Annotated in this window: 12 protein-coding genes; 2 read left to right on the top strand and 10 right to left on the bottom strand. The window is 62.7% G+C overall.

The genetic code is table 11. The annotated features are described in order from the left end of the window. Positions 1 to 1,086: an ornithine cyclodeaminase gene (locus DEJ54_RS01760; RefSeq protein WP_113153050.1), complete on the top strand. Its 1,086-nt coding sequence runs from the start codon at positions 1 to 3 to the stop codon at positions 1,084 to 1,086. Here the strand turns inward: DEJ54_RS01760 and nadE are convergent, their stop codons facing one another. The 5 genes from nadE to DEJ54_RS01735 all read right to left on the bottom strand — a co-directional run bounded on the left by nadE (position 1,087) and on the right by DEJ54_RS01735 (position 7,133). Then, the gene (nadE, locus tag DEJ54_RS01755; protein ID WP_113153049.1) at positions 1,087 to 2,079 is read right to left on the bottom strand and encodes an NAD(+) synthase; all 993 of its coding nucleotides are present in this window, start codon (positions 2,077 to 2,079) and stop codon (positions 1,087 to 1,089) included. Then, on the bottom strand, positions 2,076 to 3,635 hold the full coding sequence (locus tag DEJ54_RS01750; RefSeq protein WP_113153048.1) for a class I adenylate-forming enzyme family protein: 1,560 nt from the start codon (positions 3,633 to 3,635) through the stop codon (positions 2,076 to 2,078). Before DEJ54_RS01750 ends, nadE begins: the two co-directional genes overlap by 4 nt. A gap of 10 nt (positions 3,636 to 3,645) precedes the next feature. Further along, a complete protein-coding gene (locus tag DEJ54_RS01745; RefSeq protein ID WP_113153047.1) occupies positions 3,646 to 3,924 on the bottom strand; it encodes an acyl carrier protein in 279 nt (92 codons plus the stop codon). Between the two features lie 17 nt (positions 3,925 to 3,941). Beyond that, on the bottom strand, positions 3,942 to 5,888 hold the full coding sequence (gene asnB / locus DEJ54_RS01740) for an asparagine synthase (glutamine-hydrolyzing) (RefSeq protein WP_113153046.1): 1,947 nt from the start codon (positions 5,886 to 5,888) through the stop codon (positions 3,942 to 3,944). A gap of 135 nt (positions 5,889 to 6,023) precedes the next feature. Further along, positions 6,024 to 7,133 (bottom strand): hypothetical protein, encoded by a 1,110-nt coding sequence (locus DEJ54_RS01735; RefSeq protein WP_245447666.1) that lies wholly within the window; start codon positions 7,131 to 7,133, stop codon positions 6,024 to 6,026. 181 nt (positions 7,134 to 7,314) lie between these two features. On the opposite strand from DEJ54_RS01735, the gene DEJ54_RS01730 reads away from it, so the two are divergent. Then, complete coding sequence (locus DEJ54_RS01730; RefSeq protein ID WP_113153044.1) at positions 7,315 to 8,208, top strand: LysR family transcriptional regulator; 894 nt, start codon at positions 7,315 to 7,317, stop codon at positions 8,206 to 8,208. Positions 8,209 to 8,223: 15 nt separating this feature from the next. Here DEJ54_RS01730 and DEJ54_RS01725 read toward each other — a convergent pair whose 3' ends face one another. The 5 genes from DEJ54_RS01725 to DEJ54_RS01705 form a co-directional block, all read right to left on the bottom strand. Then, a complete protein-coding gene (locus tag DEJ54_RS01725) occupies positions 8,224 to 9,672 on the bottom strand; it encodes an amidohydrolase family protein (RefSeq protein ID WP_113153043.1) in 1,449 nt (482 codons plus the stop codon). 27 nt (positions 9,673 to 9,699) lie between these two features. Next, entirely contained in the window at positions 9,700 to 11,100 is a 1,401-nt protein-coding gene (locus DEJ54_RS01720; RefSeq protein ID WP_113153042.1) for an amidase, read from the bottom strand. 68 nt (positions 11,101 to 11,168) lie between these two features. Continuing rightward, positions 11,169 to 12,386 (bottom strand): amino acid ABC transporter substrate-binding protein, encoded by a 1,218-nt coding sequence (locus DEJ54_RS01715; RefSeq protein ID WP_162742363.1) that lies wholly within the window; start codon positions 12,384 to 12,386, stop codon positions 11,169 to 11,171. A gap of 47 nt (positions 12,387 to 12,433) precedes the next feature. After that, a complete protein-coding gene (locus tag DEJ54_RS01710) occupies positions 12,434 to 13,177 on the bottom strand; it encodes an ABC transporter ATP-binding protein (RefSeq protein ID WP_065815876.1) in 744 nt (247 codons plus the stop codon). A gap of 2 nt (positions 13,178 to 13,179) precedes the next feature. Further along, the gene (locus DEJ54_RS01705) at positions 13,180 to 13,887 is read right to left on the bottom strand and encodes an ABC transporter ATP-binding protein (RefSeq protein WP_113153041.1); all 708 of its coding nucleotides are present in this window, start codon (positions 13,885 to 13,887) and stop codon (positions 13,180 to 13,182) included. Between the last annotated feature and the right edge of the window lie 3 nt (positions 13,888 to 13,890).

Below are 13,890 nucleotides of genomic sequence, written 5' to 3'. Positions count from 1 at the left end.
ATGACCTATACCCCTTCGATCGACAAGCTGAACCTCGTTCCCTTCGTCAGTGTGCATCACATGATGGAACTGGTGCTGGAAATCGGCGTGGAACGCTTTCTGGCGGAACTGACGAATTACATTGAGGAAGATTTTCTCCGCTGGGAGGATTTCGACAAGACGCCGCGTGTGGCCGCGCACAGCCGCGAAGGCGTGATCGAGCTGATGCCGACGAGCGATGGCAAGCATTACGGCTTCAAATATGTGAACGGTCATCCCAAGAACACCCGCGAGGGACGGCAGACGGTGACGGCATTTGGCGTCTATGCCGATGTGGGCAATGGCTATCCGCTTTTGATCACCGAAATGACGATCCTGACGGCGCTGCGCACGGCGGCGACATCTGCTCTGGCGGCGAAGTATCTTGCGCCCGAAGGCTCGCGCACCATGGCGCTTATCGGCAACGGCGCGCAGTCCGAGTTTCAGGCGATGGCCTTCAAGGCGGCACTCGGCGTCGACCGGCTGCGGCTCTATGACGTTGATGGCGGCGCGACGGAAAAGTGCCTGCGCAATCTCTCAGGGCTGGGTTTCGAGCTGACCGCCTGCAAGACGCCGGAAGAGGCCGTGGAGGGCGCGGACATCATCACCACCGCGACCGCCGACAAGCAATATGCGACGATCCTGACCGACAACATGGTTGGCTCCGGCGTGCACATCAACGCGGTGGGCGGCGACTGCCCCGGCAAGACCGAGCTGCATCGCGACATTCTCACCCGCTCCGACATTTTCGTGGAATATCCGCCGCAGACCCGCATTGAGGGTGAGATCCAGCAGCTTGCGGAGGATCACCCGGTGGAAGAGCTGTGGCAGGTGATTGCCGGAAAGGTGAAGGGGCGTCGCGAGCCGCGCCAGATCACGCTGTTCGATTCCGTCGGTTTCGCGACGGAGGATTTCTCGGCGTTGCGCTATGTTTATGACCGCGTGCGCGAGACCGATCACTTCATCGAACTCGACCTTCTGGCCGACCCCGATGAACCGCGCGATCTCTTCGGCATGCTTCTGCGTTTCCCCGGCTCTTCGCTGCTCGCGGCCAAAAAGGCTGGCTGATCAGGGGGCGTCGATCTCCTCGACCAACTGCGGGGGCAGGTGCAGATAGTGGGCGACCTTGCGTTTTGCGGCAATGTCGCGCCACACAAGCCCCACCTGCCGCTCGCTGAGGCCGGTGGCGCAGGCGACCTTCTTGGCCGGAATGGCGTGGTCGAGCCCGTAGAGGCACAGATCCATCTCGCGATAGGGGAGCGCGAAATAGAACTCCTCCTGTGACTGGGCGAGCGAATAGGTGTCTGTCGTGGGCATGCGGCGGCGGATTTCGGCGGGCACGCCGAGATATTTCGCGAGCTGGTAGACCTGCGACTTGTAGAGGTGGGCGATGGGCTTCACATCGGCTGCGCCGTCACCGTTCTTCACGAAGAAACCCTGATCATATTCCAGCCGGTTGGGCGTGCCGATGACCGCATAGTTCAGCCGGTCGGCATGGTAATATTCGAGCTGTTTGCGGGTGCGCTGCTTCATGTTGGTGGCGGCGACGATGCCGAGATAGACTTCTGGCGGGAGCCGGTGCTTCTCGACGGTGCCGTCGGGCCGCCGCACCACCAGATAGGAGATGTTGTAGGCCTTGGTGGTGAGCGCATTGGCGATGGCGATCTTCATCGACCAGCCTGCGCCATAGTCCGGCACGACCTGGCGAATGAAGGCGTCGCGGCGCTCATAGCAGCCCATGGCGGCAAGCGACGGGCCGATATCCTCGATCACGCTGGAGAGACCGAACGTCGTTGCGACTTCCTGGCCGAGCCGCAGGCTCTCCGGGTCGGAATCATATTCCGGCATGAACAGGCAGAAGACGCGGTCTGGCCCGAGCGCACGCGCGGCAAGGGTCGCGCAGACGCTGGAATCGATGCCGCCGGACAGGCCGAGCACTAATCCCCGCTTGCGCAGCCTGCTGCGCAGCTGGGTGCGCAGCGCCGTGACGATGCGCTGGGCTTCAGCGGCGGGATCGATCTTCAGATCGTCGATGGAAAAGCTGATGTTCATGTCGTTCATGATGCTTTCAGGGCCTCCATGGCGGCGAGGCGGCGGCTGGGTTTTCCGTTTGCCGTTTTCGGCAGTTCCGCCTGGAAATTGAATGACTTCGGGACCATCGTGTCCGGTAAGCGGTGTTTGCAGTGCCGGGCGAGCATGCGTCCGGTGAGGCCGGGATCGTCGGCGACGATCAGCGCGTCGAGCCGGTGGCCGAAGACGGGATCGGGGGTGGTGAAGGAAAGCGCCTCGCGCACGCCGGGACAGGCGGCCAGAACGGCGTCCACCTGTCCGGGCGAAACCTTTTCGCCGCGGATCTTCACCACCTCGTCGCGGCGGCCGACGAAATGGAGGAAGCCTTCCGCATCGCGTTTGAAGAGGTCGCCCGTGTGGAGCCTTCGACCGCCGCCGTCCGGCGCATCGCGCAGCGCAAGCGCGGTTGCTTCCGGATTGTTCCAGTAGCCCTGCATGACATGCGGTCCGCGGATGACAAGTTCGCCCGTGACGTCCGCCTCGGCTTCGTTGCCGTCTTCATCGACGACAAGGGCCTCGGTGCCCGGCAGGGCCTTGCCGACGGAGGTGGGATGACGGTCGAGCTCTTCCGGTGCAAGGAAGCTTGCCCGCGCGCATTCGGTGAGACCGTACATGGAGTAGATGCGCGCTGCCGGGAAAAGGGCGCGCAGCGCCTGAATGTGGGCGGGCGGCAGATGGGCTGCGGCATTGGTGATGTAGCGCAGCGGCGGTAGCCGGTCGGGCTTGAGCCCTTCGAGCGTGGCGAGCATGGCCGCCATGGTTGGCACGAGGGGAAACCCGGTAACGCCTTCGGCATGCGCCTTTTCCAGAACCGCATGGGGGAAGGCGAAGCTCTTTTCCAGAACGAGCGTCGCGCCGCTGCGCACGGCCACGAGGAGCTGATACAGCCCGTAGGTGAAGGAGAGCGGCAGTGCGGAAAGCACCACGTCCCTGTCGTCGTTTTCCAGATAATCGGCGATCATCGCCGCTGCCGCATCGACATTGCGGTGGCTCATCATCACGCCCTTCGGCCTGCCGGATGAGCCGGAGGTGTAGATCAGAAAGGCGAGATCCCGGTCGTTTTCCTGCCGGGCGGGTAAGGGCGCCTCTAAATCGAGGCAGGTGTCGAAGGCGATGGCGTCGCTGAGCGTGGCCCTGTCCGTCCGGGTGACGATGTCCGTCCGGGCGACGATGGAAAGGGGCGCGTGGCCCGCCGCAGCAATCGCCTCGTTCACGAGGCCGCCATGCCTGGCCTCATGAATGAGGGCTTTTGGCGTGCAGTCCATTAAGATTTGGGCGAGGCCCTCGGCCCTGACGCCGGGGTTGACCGGAACGACCGTCGCGCCGGCCCTGAGACCGGCAAATATGGCGATGGCCATCTCCCGGCTATTGTCCATGCAAAGCGCAACCCGGTCGCCGGGCTCGACCCCGTGGGCGCATAAGGCCCCGGCCAGACGGTCGGCCAGACGGTCGAAATCGGCGTAGCTTAACCGGTTCGGCCCCGTGACAAGCGCGGTGGCGGAGGGGGCAAGCCCTGCACGGTCTTTCAGTAAGGTCTCAACGCGCATTGCGTCGCTCCTATGCGCCGGCTGGCGCGGTCTCCCTGGCCTTCTTCTTGCCCGCGACAAAGGCGCTTAAGCGGGCAATCGTGTCGAAGTTTTCCGGCACGATCTCCGGGTCGGCGACATCGATGGCGAAGTGCTCCTCGAGAAACGAGACCATCTCCAGAATGCCGGTGGAATCGACAATGTCGTTCTCGATCAGAGATACATCGTCTTCCGGGGCGTCTGCTTCATCGCCGAACAGGAAGTTCTCGATAATGAAGGCGCGGATATCGGCATTGATGGACTGGGGCATGGTGCTTCCTTTCACGGTCAGGCACGAACCGCCAGAGGTTGATCCGTTATCCGAACCGGCCTGGCGAACTGCTGGGACCAAAGCTGTGTCGACAGAATGCCGACGAATGCTGCGTTGTCTCGAAAACCGGTGAAACTATTTAGCCGGCTTTTTTTATACAATCTGGCTGTTTTTTCAACGTGGAAGTTTCCGTTTTCTTCCAGCGCCGATTTCTCGAATGCTTCTTCCACATAGGCCTGCGCGTGATCGGTGAAGGCGCTGGCCTCTGGCGCGCGATAGGGCTGTTTGGGCCGGTCGGCGATCTGTGGCGGCACGACATCGCGCATCGCCTCGCGCAGAAGGTGCTTCTCCCTGAGCCCTCTGAGCTTGATGCTTGCCGGTATCTGCGCGGCATGCATGACCAGCCGGTGGTCGAGGAAGGGAAAGCGTGTTTCGATCCCGTGCGCCATCGCCATGCGGTCGCCCTGGCTGGAGAGAATGTAGCCGGGCAGGAGAAAGCGGGTTTCCAGATACTGTGCCTGATGCAGGGGATGCCATTCGCTGAAGGCGTCGGGCAGTGTGGCGGCGAGTTCGTCTGCCGCATCATAGTCGCCGAGCGTCGCCTTGAGTGCATCGGAGAAGAAGAGCTTCGTACCGGCGGTGCTGCGCATGCGGGGACGATGCGAGAACAGCGGATCGTTCAGATCGTCGCCGGCAACGCCGAAAAAGGCGGCGAGATAATCCGGTGTCTGGCGTTTCAGATTGGAGAGATAGGGATAGATGCGGCGGAACAGGTGCGGCCGCAATTGCGAGCCCGGCTGGCGCGCGCAGAAGCGCCGGATGCGCGCCTCCTTGAAAATGTCGTAACCGGCAAAGACCTCGTCTGCCCCTTCGCCGGAAAGGACCGCCTTGATGCCTTTCGAGCGCACCAGACCGGACAGCCGGTAGAGTGGTGCGGGACCGGTGCGCAGGATGGGCTGCTCCGTGTGGCGGATGACCTGCGGAAACACGGTGGCGATCTCGTCCATGTCGCAATCGACAGTGTGATGCTCCGTGCCGAGCGCTCGCACCATCTCGTTCTGGAATGCGCTTTCGTCGAAGGCGGGATCGGAAAAGGTGACGGCGAAACTGGTCAGGCCAGCGGGCGCCATGCGCTTGGCGAGTGCGGCGATGATGGAGGAATCGAGCCCGCCCGACAGATAGGTTCCCACCTCCACATCGGCGCGCAGGCGAATGCGCGTCGCGTCTTCCAGAAGCGCCCGCGTCTCCTCCGCCAGCTGTGCCTCGGAACAATCGTGCCGGACATTGGAGAAATCCAGATCCCAGTAGCGTTGCGTGCGGGCCGCGCCATTCTCGACGATCATCCAGTGCGCTGGCGGCAGTTCGCTGACGCCTTCAAACGCCGTGCGCGGTGGAATGGGAGCCCAGAGCGTAAAAATCTGGTCGAGCGCGAAGGGGTCGAGCCGCGCCTCCATGCCGGGAACGGTCAGGAGCGCCTTGATCTCGGACGCGAAATGGAACCGGCCCTGACGCCATGTGTGGTAAAGCGGGCGCACGCCCATGCGGTCGCGGGCGAGGAAAAGGCGCTTGCGGCGCGCATCATGGATCGCGAAGGCGAAGTCGCCATTGAGCTGCTCAACGCAGTCCGGCCCAAGCTCGTCGTAGAGGTGCAGAATGACTTCGGTGTCGCTTGATGTGCGAAAGCGATGACCGCGGCTTTCAAGGTCCTGGCGCAGTTCGACGTGATTGAAGATCTCGCCATTATAGGTGATGCGGAGCTGCCCGTCGGCACTCGTCATGGGCTGCTGGCCGTCCGCCAGATCGACAATGGAAAGGCGGCGATGGGCAAGGCCCACATCTTCTGTCACGTGGATGCCGGCTTCGTCCGGGCCGCGATGGGCGATTGTGGCGGACATGGCCGCAAGAAGCCTTTCAGCTTCCTGCGGGTGAAGACCCGCTCCGCAATAACCCGCTATTCCGCACATTTACAAACCACCTCTGCGGGCCATTTGGCCCGGTTCCGCTTTCGCAGCTTTTCGTTGAATCGCGAAAGCGCTCCAGTTTTTTGCTTTTCCGCAATTCCGGACGGAAAACCGGTGCCCACTTTTCCTGGAATTGCTTTAGTCGAAACGGTCCCCAAGAAGCCGCGTCCAAGATTCTCCCGCAAAGCCGTTGAAAAAAGCCTGCCCCTTGATGAACGGTTCGAGCAGCGTCTTGTCTTTCGCATGAACAATGCTGGAGGACGCATGGATGAATGCGAAGCGGCGACCGAGCATGGCGTTGATCAGGGTCGGCTGTCCGCGCCCGCGCAGAGCCACCAGCCCGCGTTCGGTCGCGTCCGCCAGCATTGCGTCGATGACCGGGCCTTCCTGACCGGGCAGAGACAGGATCTGGATCACGCGCCCGATGCCGCCCGCATCGCCGTAATAGAGGAACAGGCCGACCGGCTTGCCGCCGCGCGAGAGCACCTTGCGGCGCACCATCGCGCCGTAATCCGCCTTGCGCTGCGATTCATGCACCATGCGTTGAAGCGCGTTCTCCGTCCATTGAGGATGCAGGGCGAAGGCAGAGACGAATTGCTGGAACAGCGACACCGTTTCAGCCGCGTCGGCGTCCTCGGTGGCAAGTGTCTTGCCCGCAAATTCCGCATCCGACACGTGGGTCCACTGGGGTGCTGCGCCCCGTCGCCGCAGAAGGGCGTCGAAGGGTCGTGCGAGAGGCTTTGCGATGGCGGCAGGCGGGAAGGCGGAGGCGGCCATGGCGGCGATGAAGCCGGCCGGGCGCAGGATGCGCAGCCATTCGAGGCTGTAATCCGGAAGGACCGTGCCGCGCAGCTTGCGCCACATGGTCGTAGAAACATCGTTGGCGGTTTCGGTCAGCGAGAGATCCTGCGGGCCGGACTGGAAGGCGCGCAGAAGGCGCGCGCCGGCATAGGGATCCTGTTCGTGACCATCCACCATGAAGCTGCCGCCGATGGCGCTCTTCAGGGTTTTGCCCTGATAGACGAAGGGCATGGGAAGCACGCCCATGAAACCATTGACCGTGCCGTCTTCGCGCAGATGCACAAGTGATTGGATGTCGTCGTCGCGGTAGGGCGGGTCGAGAAAAAGTGTCTCGAGATATTCGCGCGCGCCGAGCGGCGCGGGGCCGTGTCCCTTGCGCAATATGCGCTGGAACATCTCCGCAATGGCGGAAATGTCATCACGCTCCAATGGACGGATTTCACTCACGGACAATTACGCGCCCCGGTTGAATACAAATACACTCGGGACCAATGTGTGACCTAAAGTTGTTTATGAATTCTTTTGCGCCGGAAAGTTTTTGTGCATGGCATTCCGGCGAGCGTGTATGATTGCCGGCAAGCGCAGCCACAAGACTGCGATGGGAACACGCAGAAGCAAATCGGGCTTAATGAATCTACGGCACATAGAGGTTTTTCACGCGATCCGTCTGGCCGGGTCGATCAATGCTGCGGCTGAAAGGCTGAATGTCTCGCAGCCGGCGCTCAGCCGGACGCTGAAGCACGCGGAATCGCTTCTCGGCTTCAAGCTGTTCGATCGCGTGAAGCAGCGGCTTGTGCCGACGCGCGAGGCGGAGCTTCTGTTTGCGGAGGCCGTGGATGTGCATGGCGCGCTGGAGCGTTTCCGCACGCTTGCCCGCAATCTGGGGCGCAATCCCGACGATGTGCTGCGGGTGGGCTTTCTGCCGAGTCTTGGCGTGGGGCTTGCGCCGAAAGTGATGTCGAACCTGCCCCGTCACTGGGAAGGCTTCAAGATCGAGCTGTTCACCCATCACTATGACGTGCTTTTGAAGCGCCTTCATGCGCTCGATCTCGATCTGGCGGTGGCCTTCAACATCGTTGAAACGCCGGGCATCAGCTCCACCACGGTGGGCACGATGAGCCTGACCTATCTGGAGACGGATGATCCCGCCAGGCCGTTCGATCCTTCGCCGGTGCATCTGAGCGAGATCGACATGCAATCCTTTGTCGGGCTTGAGAAGGAATCGCCCGTGGGCACGTTCCTGAAGGCGGCCTTCGACGAGGAGGGCCTGCCCTATGAGCCACGGATTTCGGTGCACACCTATTCAGTGGCGGCGGCCTGTGTCAGCCAGGGCGTGGGTTGCGCCATCGTGGACGAGTTTTCAGCGCGCTACACGCGCGGCGTGCGGTTGCGCCCGCTGGTGCCCAACCTGCAATTCTCGATCACGGCGCTGACGTCGGAGAACCGTGCGATCTCCAACGCCGAGGAAATGTTCATCAGGATTCTGAAATCGGCCTGTCAGGAACTGCACCGGGAAGGGTGACGCTTTTCCTGCCGCTCAGGCCTCGCCACGTGCCACGAAACGCCCGCCACGCGCGCCGGTGACCGCGCCATTGGCGAGCACCGCGACGCCATTGACGAAGACATGCTCGATGCCGGCCGACGGGCGGTCTGGCGTGTCGTAATCGGCAAGATCCAGAACCGTGTCGGCATCGAAGGCGACGAGATCGGCATGGAAGCCTTCCTGCAGCCTGCCGCGCCGGGCGAAGCCGAAGATCTGGGCGGGCAGTGAGGTCATCTTGCGGATGGCTTCTTCGAGCGGCAGCACGCCATCTTCGCGCACATAGCGGCCAAGCACGCGGGGGAAGGTGCCCCAGAGACGAGGATGGGCCTGCGGGCCGGGGATGCCGTCGGAGCCGATCATGGTGCGCGGGTGCTGCATGATGCGGTTGATGTCTTCCGGCGACATCTGGAAATAGATGCCGCGCGCGGGGGAAAGCCTGCGGGCCGCTTCTTCCTGATCACAACCCATTTTCTCCGCGACTTTGGAAAGCTCCAGCCCGTTGAACTCGGGATGGGCGGTGGAATCGATGACCAGAATGCGCTCCGCATGACGGGTCAGCTCCGGCAGGAGCACGGTCGAGCTTGCCTCATAGGGATAGACATCCATGGCGATGTCTTGGTGGCGAAGCGCGCTGTCGATCATCGACAGTGTTTTCTTCGAGCGCCCGTAATTGTGGCGGCCGATGCATTTGTGGTGCGAAATCACCACCGGGACGCCGGCTCGGCGACCGATGGCAATCGTCTCGCCGACGGCGTCTTCCACCTTGTCACGTTCGTCGCGCATATGGGTGACGTAGAGCGCGCCGGGGAAGGCGGCGAGTGTCTGTGAGAGAGCCACCACCTCATCGGTCGGTGCGTGGCGGGCGACCGGATAGGCAAGGCCGGTGCTGAGGCCCAGAACGCCTGCCTCCAGCGCTTCTTCGAGCAGGAGGCGCATGGCCACGATCTGGCCTTCGGAGGCTGGCGCATCCGTGTCTTCGAGCGTCATGGCGCGCAGCGTGCCATGGCCGGCAAGGGCGGCCACATTGACGGCGACGCCGGCTGCATCCACCGCCTTGCGGTAGGCGGCAAAGGAACCGAAACGATAGTCTTCCGCCGTGCCCAGAAGGCCGAGCGGGGGCACCAGTTCGGCGGGCTTTTCGTATGGTGCGAGGCTGATGCCGCAATTGCCGACGATCACGCTGGTCACGCCCTGCGTGATCTTGGGCTCCATCGCGCTGTCGTTCAGGACGGCGAGATCGTCATGGGTGTGAACGTCGATGAAGCCGGGTGCGAGGCTGAGACCGTCGAGGTCGATTGTCTCTTTTGCCTGCCAGCCGGAAACGTCGCCGACCGCGGCGATGCGGCCATTGCAGAGTGCCACGCCGCCGCGGGTCGGTTGCCCCCCCAGGCCATCGAACAGCAAAGCGTTTGTCAAAAGCGTGTCGCAGGTGGATTGCGTCATCGGAAACTCCTTGCTGTCCGTAGAGAGTCAGCCTGCCGTGAGGTCCGGCAGCCGGTCTGTTGTCGAGATGCGCTGTTCAAGCGCCGCGCCGAGCGCAAGCAGCGGCTCCTCCGCGAAGGCTGCTCCCATGAGCTGCACCGAGAGCGGCAGGCCCGTTTCGGTGAAGCCGGCCGGCAGCGCCAGACCGCATGCGCCGACATAGTTTGCCGGGCGGCCATAGGCGGCCATCGGAACCGCACTCTCGTCCACCTCCGAGACGGGGATGGCGGGGAAGGGCACCGTCGGCGTGAGCAGCGCGTCGAACGGCTTCATGAAATCGGCATAGACCGCCTTCATGCGCCTGTGGCCGGCGAGCGTCTCGATATAGTCGTTGGCGCTGACATTGGCCCCGGCGAGCACGCGCTGGCGCACATAGGGGCCGATGGGAACGCTCTCGTCGTGGATGTAATCGCGATGAACCGCATAGGCTTCGGCGGCGATGATGCGGCCGTTGCTCTCCGTCAGCTCGTTGAAGGCGAAGGGCAGGTCGGCGGGAACCAGCGTCACGCCGAGGCTGATGAGCGCTTCCTTTGCCTGATCGTAAGCGGCCTGGCTTTCGGCATCGAGCGGGATCGGGAAATCCTCTTCACGCATGACCGCGACCCGCATGCCCTGTGTGCGCAGGCCCTGCCATGCGCCGGGCTTCAGCGCCGGTGCAAGACGGGTGGCCGGGTCGCTGGCGTCCGGTCCGCAAAGCGCGTCGAGCAGAAGGGCCGCGTCGGCGACGGTGCGCGTCATCGGGCCGATGGAATCGAGTGTGCTGGAAAGCGGGAAACAGCCTTTCAGGCTGATCCGTCCATAGGTGGGTTTCAGGCCCACAATGCCGTTGAGTGCGGCGGGAATGCGCACGGAGCCGCCCGTGTCGCTGCCGATGGCCGCCGGCGCAAGGCCGGCGGCAACGGCCACGCCCGAGCCGCTGGAGGAGCCTCCGGGAATGCGATGTGTCTGCATGTCCCAGGGGTTGCGCGGTGTTCCGCATATCGGATTCGTGCCCCAGCCTCCGAATGCGAATTCGACCATTGCTGCGCGCCCGATCGGAATCATGCCGGCGGCAAGCAGTTTGCGCATGACGGTGGCGTCGCTGGTTGAGCGCCGGTCTTTCCAGGCGGCGCTGCCCACCGTACAGGTTTCGTCCTGCCAGTCGACCAGGTCCTTCACGGCAATTGGCAGGCCGTGAAGGGGGCCGTAGACCACGCCAGACGCGCGCAGCTTGTCGAGCCCCTCCGCCATGGACATTGCCCGCTCGGCATCGACATGCACGAAGGCGCCGAGAGCCTTGTCATGCCTGGCGATGCGCTCCAGGAAATGCCGGGTGATGGTGCTGGACGTGAGCGAGCCTTCGCTCAGCGCTTTCGAGAGGTCCGCGAGGGACGCGAATGACGGATCCATGATGTTCTTTTCTTGAGAAAATGCGCCCGACCCCGAGGGAGACGTTTCGGAAGCCGGGCGCAAGTTGGCTAGTCGCGTTGATCCCAACCGGGGATCGGGTACACAGGCTCGGCAACGGCGACTTCTTCAGGCCACACGGTCACGAGCCCCTTGCCCGGCTGCAACTGCACGACCGGGAAAGGCATTTTCAGCTGCTTGCCGGTTTCGTCGATCGCGTAAGGACCGGCGAGGACCGTCAGGTTGTCGCTGAGTTCCATGGCCGCCTTCTTCATGTCGGCGGCGTCGAAGCTGTCTGCGTTCTCGATGATTTCGCCGGCGATGACGGCGGCGCCATAGGCGAGAACGGTCTGGAAGTCCGGCTCATAGGAGACGTCCGGGAAGAGCTTTTCGTAAGCTGCCAGGAAGCCTTCACGGTCGAGGCCGGCATTGACCTCCCAGTTGATGGTCGGGTGGAAGTTGGTGTGGCTGTAGATGTACTGCGCATCGTCGCCGATCTCGATGAACTGCGGCGTCGAGGCGTAGACCATGAACGAGAACGGGAAGTTCACGTTCATCTGGTGCATCTGCCGCACCATGGAGATCAGGTCGCCCTCATAGCTGGTGGGGAAGAACACGTCGGCCCCGGCCGCGCGCGCCTTCTGCAGGAGTAGGCTGAAATCCTTCGTGCCCTTCGGATAGTCTTCCTTCAGGACCACTTCCATGCCGAGCTTTTCGGCAATCGCTTCCGCGCCATCGGCGAGACCGGCCGGGAAGGGCTCGTCCACATTGACGATGGCGACCTTCTTGTTGCCAAGTGCTGCGGCGGCTTCGAGACCGGCCGACGGCATGCGCGACACCGGCATCTGGGTTGCCGAGACGATGTTCTTGAAGCCCTGGTCATACAGCGCATCGGAGGCCGCGGACCAGATGACCATGAACTTGCCGAGACGCTCGGTCACGGTGGCGGCGGCTGCCGTCAGGGTGGAGCCGAACGGGGCCATCAGCACGTCGACATTCTCATTGGCGATCAGGTCTTCATAGACGCGCGCCACCATCTGCTTGTCGGAGCGGTCGTCGCGCTTGACGAGCTCGACGAGGCGCTTCTCGCCATTCACTTCCAGGCCGCCCTTGGCGTTGACTTCATCGACCCAGATTTCCACGCCGCGCACACCCGACTGCGAGGCGAGCGCGAAGTTGCCGGACGACGAAACCGTCATGCCGATCCGGATCTTTTCCTGCGCCTGGCCGGTGACCGGCAGCGCAAAGCAGGCAAGCAGCGTGCCTGCCATGAAGCTTCGTTTGGTCATATTCCACATGGGCATTCCCCTTTTGTTGATCTTGGAAAAACGACGCCTCACACGTCGATCTTGTAGTTCATCCACTCGGCGACCATTTCCTTGAGCTGGCCGTCGGTGGCGAAATCCTCCCTGGTGCCTTCCGCCTTGTTGCGGCCAAGCTCCAGAATGTAGAGGCGGTCCGAAATCGTGGCGCACTGGCGCACGTTCTGGTCCACCAGAATGATGGTGGCGCCCTGGTCTGCGAGATCGCGGGTGAGCGCGTAGATATCCTTGGAAATCTTCGGCGCGATCATGGCCGTGGGCTCATCGAGCAGGATCACCTTCGGCTCGGTGACGAGCGCGCGGGCGATTTCCAGAAAGCGCTGCTGGCCGCCGCTCATGGAGCCGGCGAGTGTCGAGCGCTTTTCCTTGAGGATCGGGAACCGCTCGAAAATGCCGTCGATGGCGCGTTCGATGCGGGCCTTGTCCTTGCGGAAGGGCCAGCAACCCAGAAGCAGATTGTCGTAGACCGACAGGCCCGCAAAGGCGCTGCGGTTCTGCGGCACGAAGGACACGCCTTCGAGTGCGCGCTGGAACGCCTTCAGATTGGTGATGTCGCGACCGCCCATGGTGATGGTGCCGGTCTTGGTGGACAGAAGGCCGAAGATGGTTTTCAGCACGGTGGACTTGCCCGCGCCGTTCGGCCCGATAATGCCGGTGACCTCGCCGGGCTTTGCCCGCAATGCCACTTCCTTGAGAACCGTGATGTCTCCGTTATAGGCGACGGAGATGTTCTCCATGCTCAGTTCAACGCCATGCATGGTCAGGCTCCTAGGTATGCTTCGATGACGTCCGGATTCTTCTGGATCGCTTCGGCGTCGCCCTCAGCGAGGACACGGCCTTCATGCATGACCAGAATGTTGTCGGACAGTTCGTAGACGGAGGTGAGGTCGTGGCTGACGAGAAGCACCGAACAGCCCAGCTCCTTCGGCATTTCGCGGATGATGTTGATGAGCAGCAGTGCGAGGCTCGGATTGACGCCCGCGAACGGCTCGTCGAGCAGCACCAGCTTCGGATTGGCCACCATGATGCGGGCGAGTTCCAGAAGCTTCTGCTGGCCGCCGGAAAGCTCTTCCGCATAGTTGTGGCGCAGCCGGTAGAGCTCCACCTTTTGCAGCCAGTAGGCGCTGATTTCGGCGATCTCGGCGTTGCTCATCCCCTTGTTGAGGAGTGCGACCGAGAGATTTTCCAGGAGCGACATCTGCGGGAAGATGCGCGGCACCTGGAAGGTGCGGCCCACGCCTTCGGAGAAGACCGCATGCGGGGCCTTGCCGATGAGGCTGACGCCATCGAGCGTGATTTCACCGGCGGTCGCGTCATAGAGACCGTTGATGCAGTTGAGCATCGTGGTCTTGCCGGAGCCGTTCATGCCCAGAACGCCAAGGATCGACCGGTCGGGGAGGGTGAGGCTGACGCCGTCGAGCGCCGTCATGCCACCGAATTTCTTTACGAGCTTGTCGACTTTCAACATGAC

Source organism: Nitratireductor sp. OM-1, assembly GCF_003296175.1.
GTDB classification, from domain to species: Bacteria; Pseudomonadota; Alphaproteobacteria; order Rhizobiales; family Rhizobiaceae; genus Nitratireductor; species Nitratireductor aquimarinus.
Note: the sequence above shows the minus strand (reverse complement) of the source record. Positions and strands in the feature narration are given on the sequence as shown.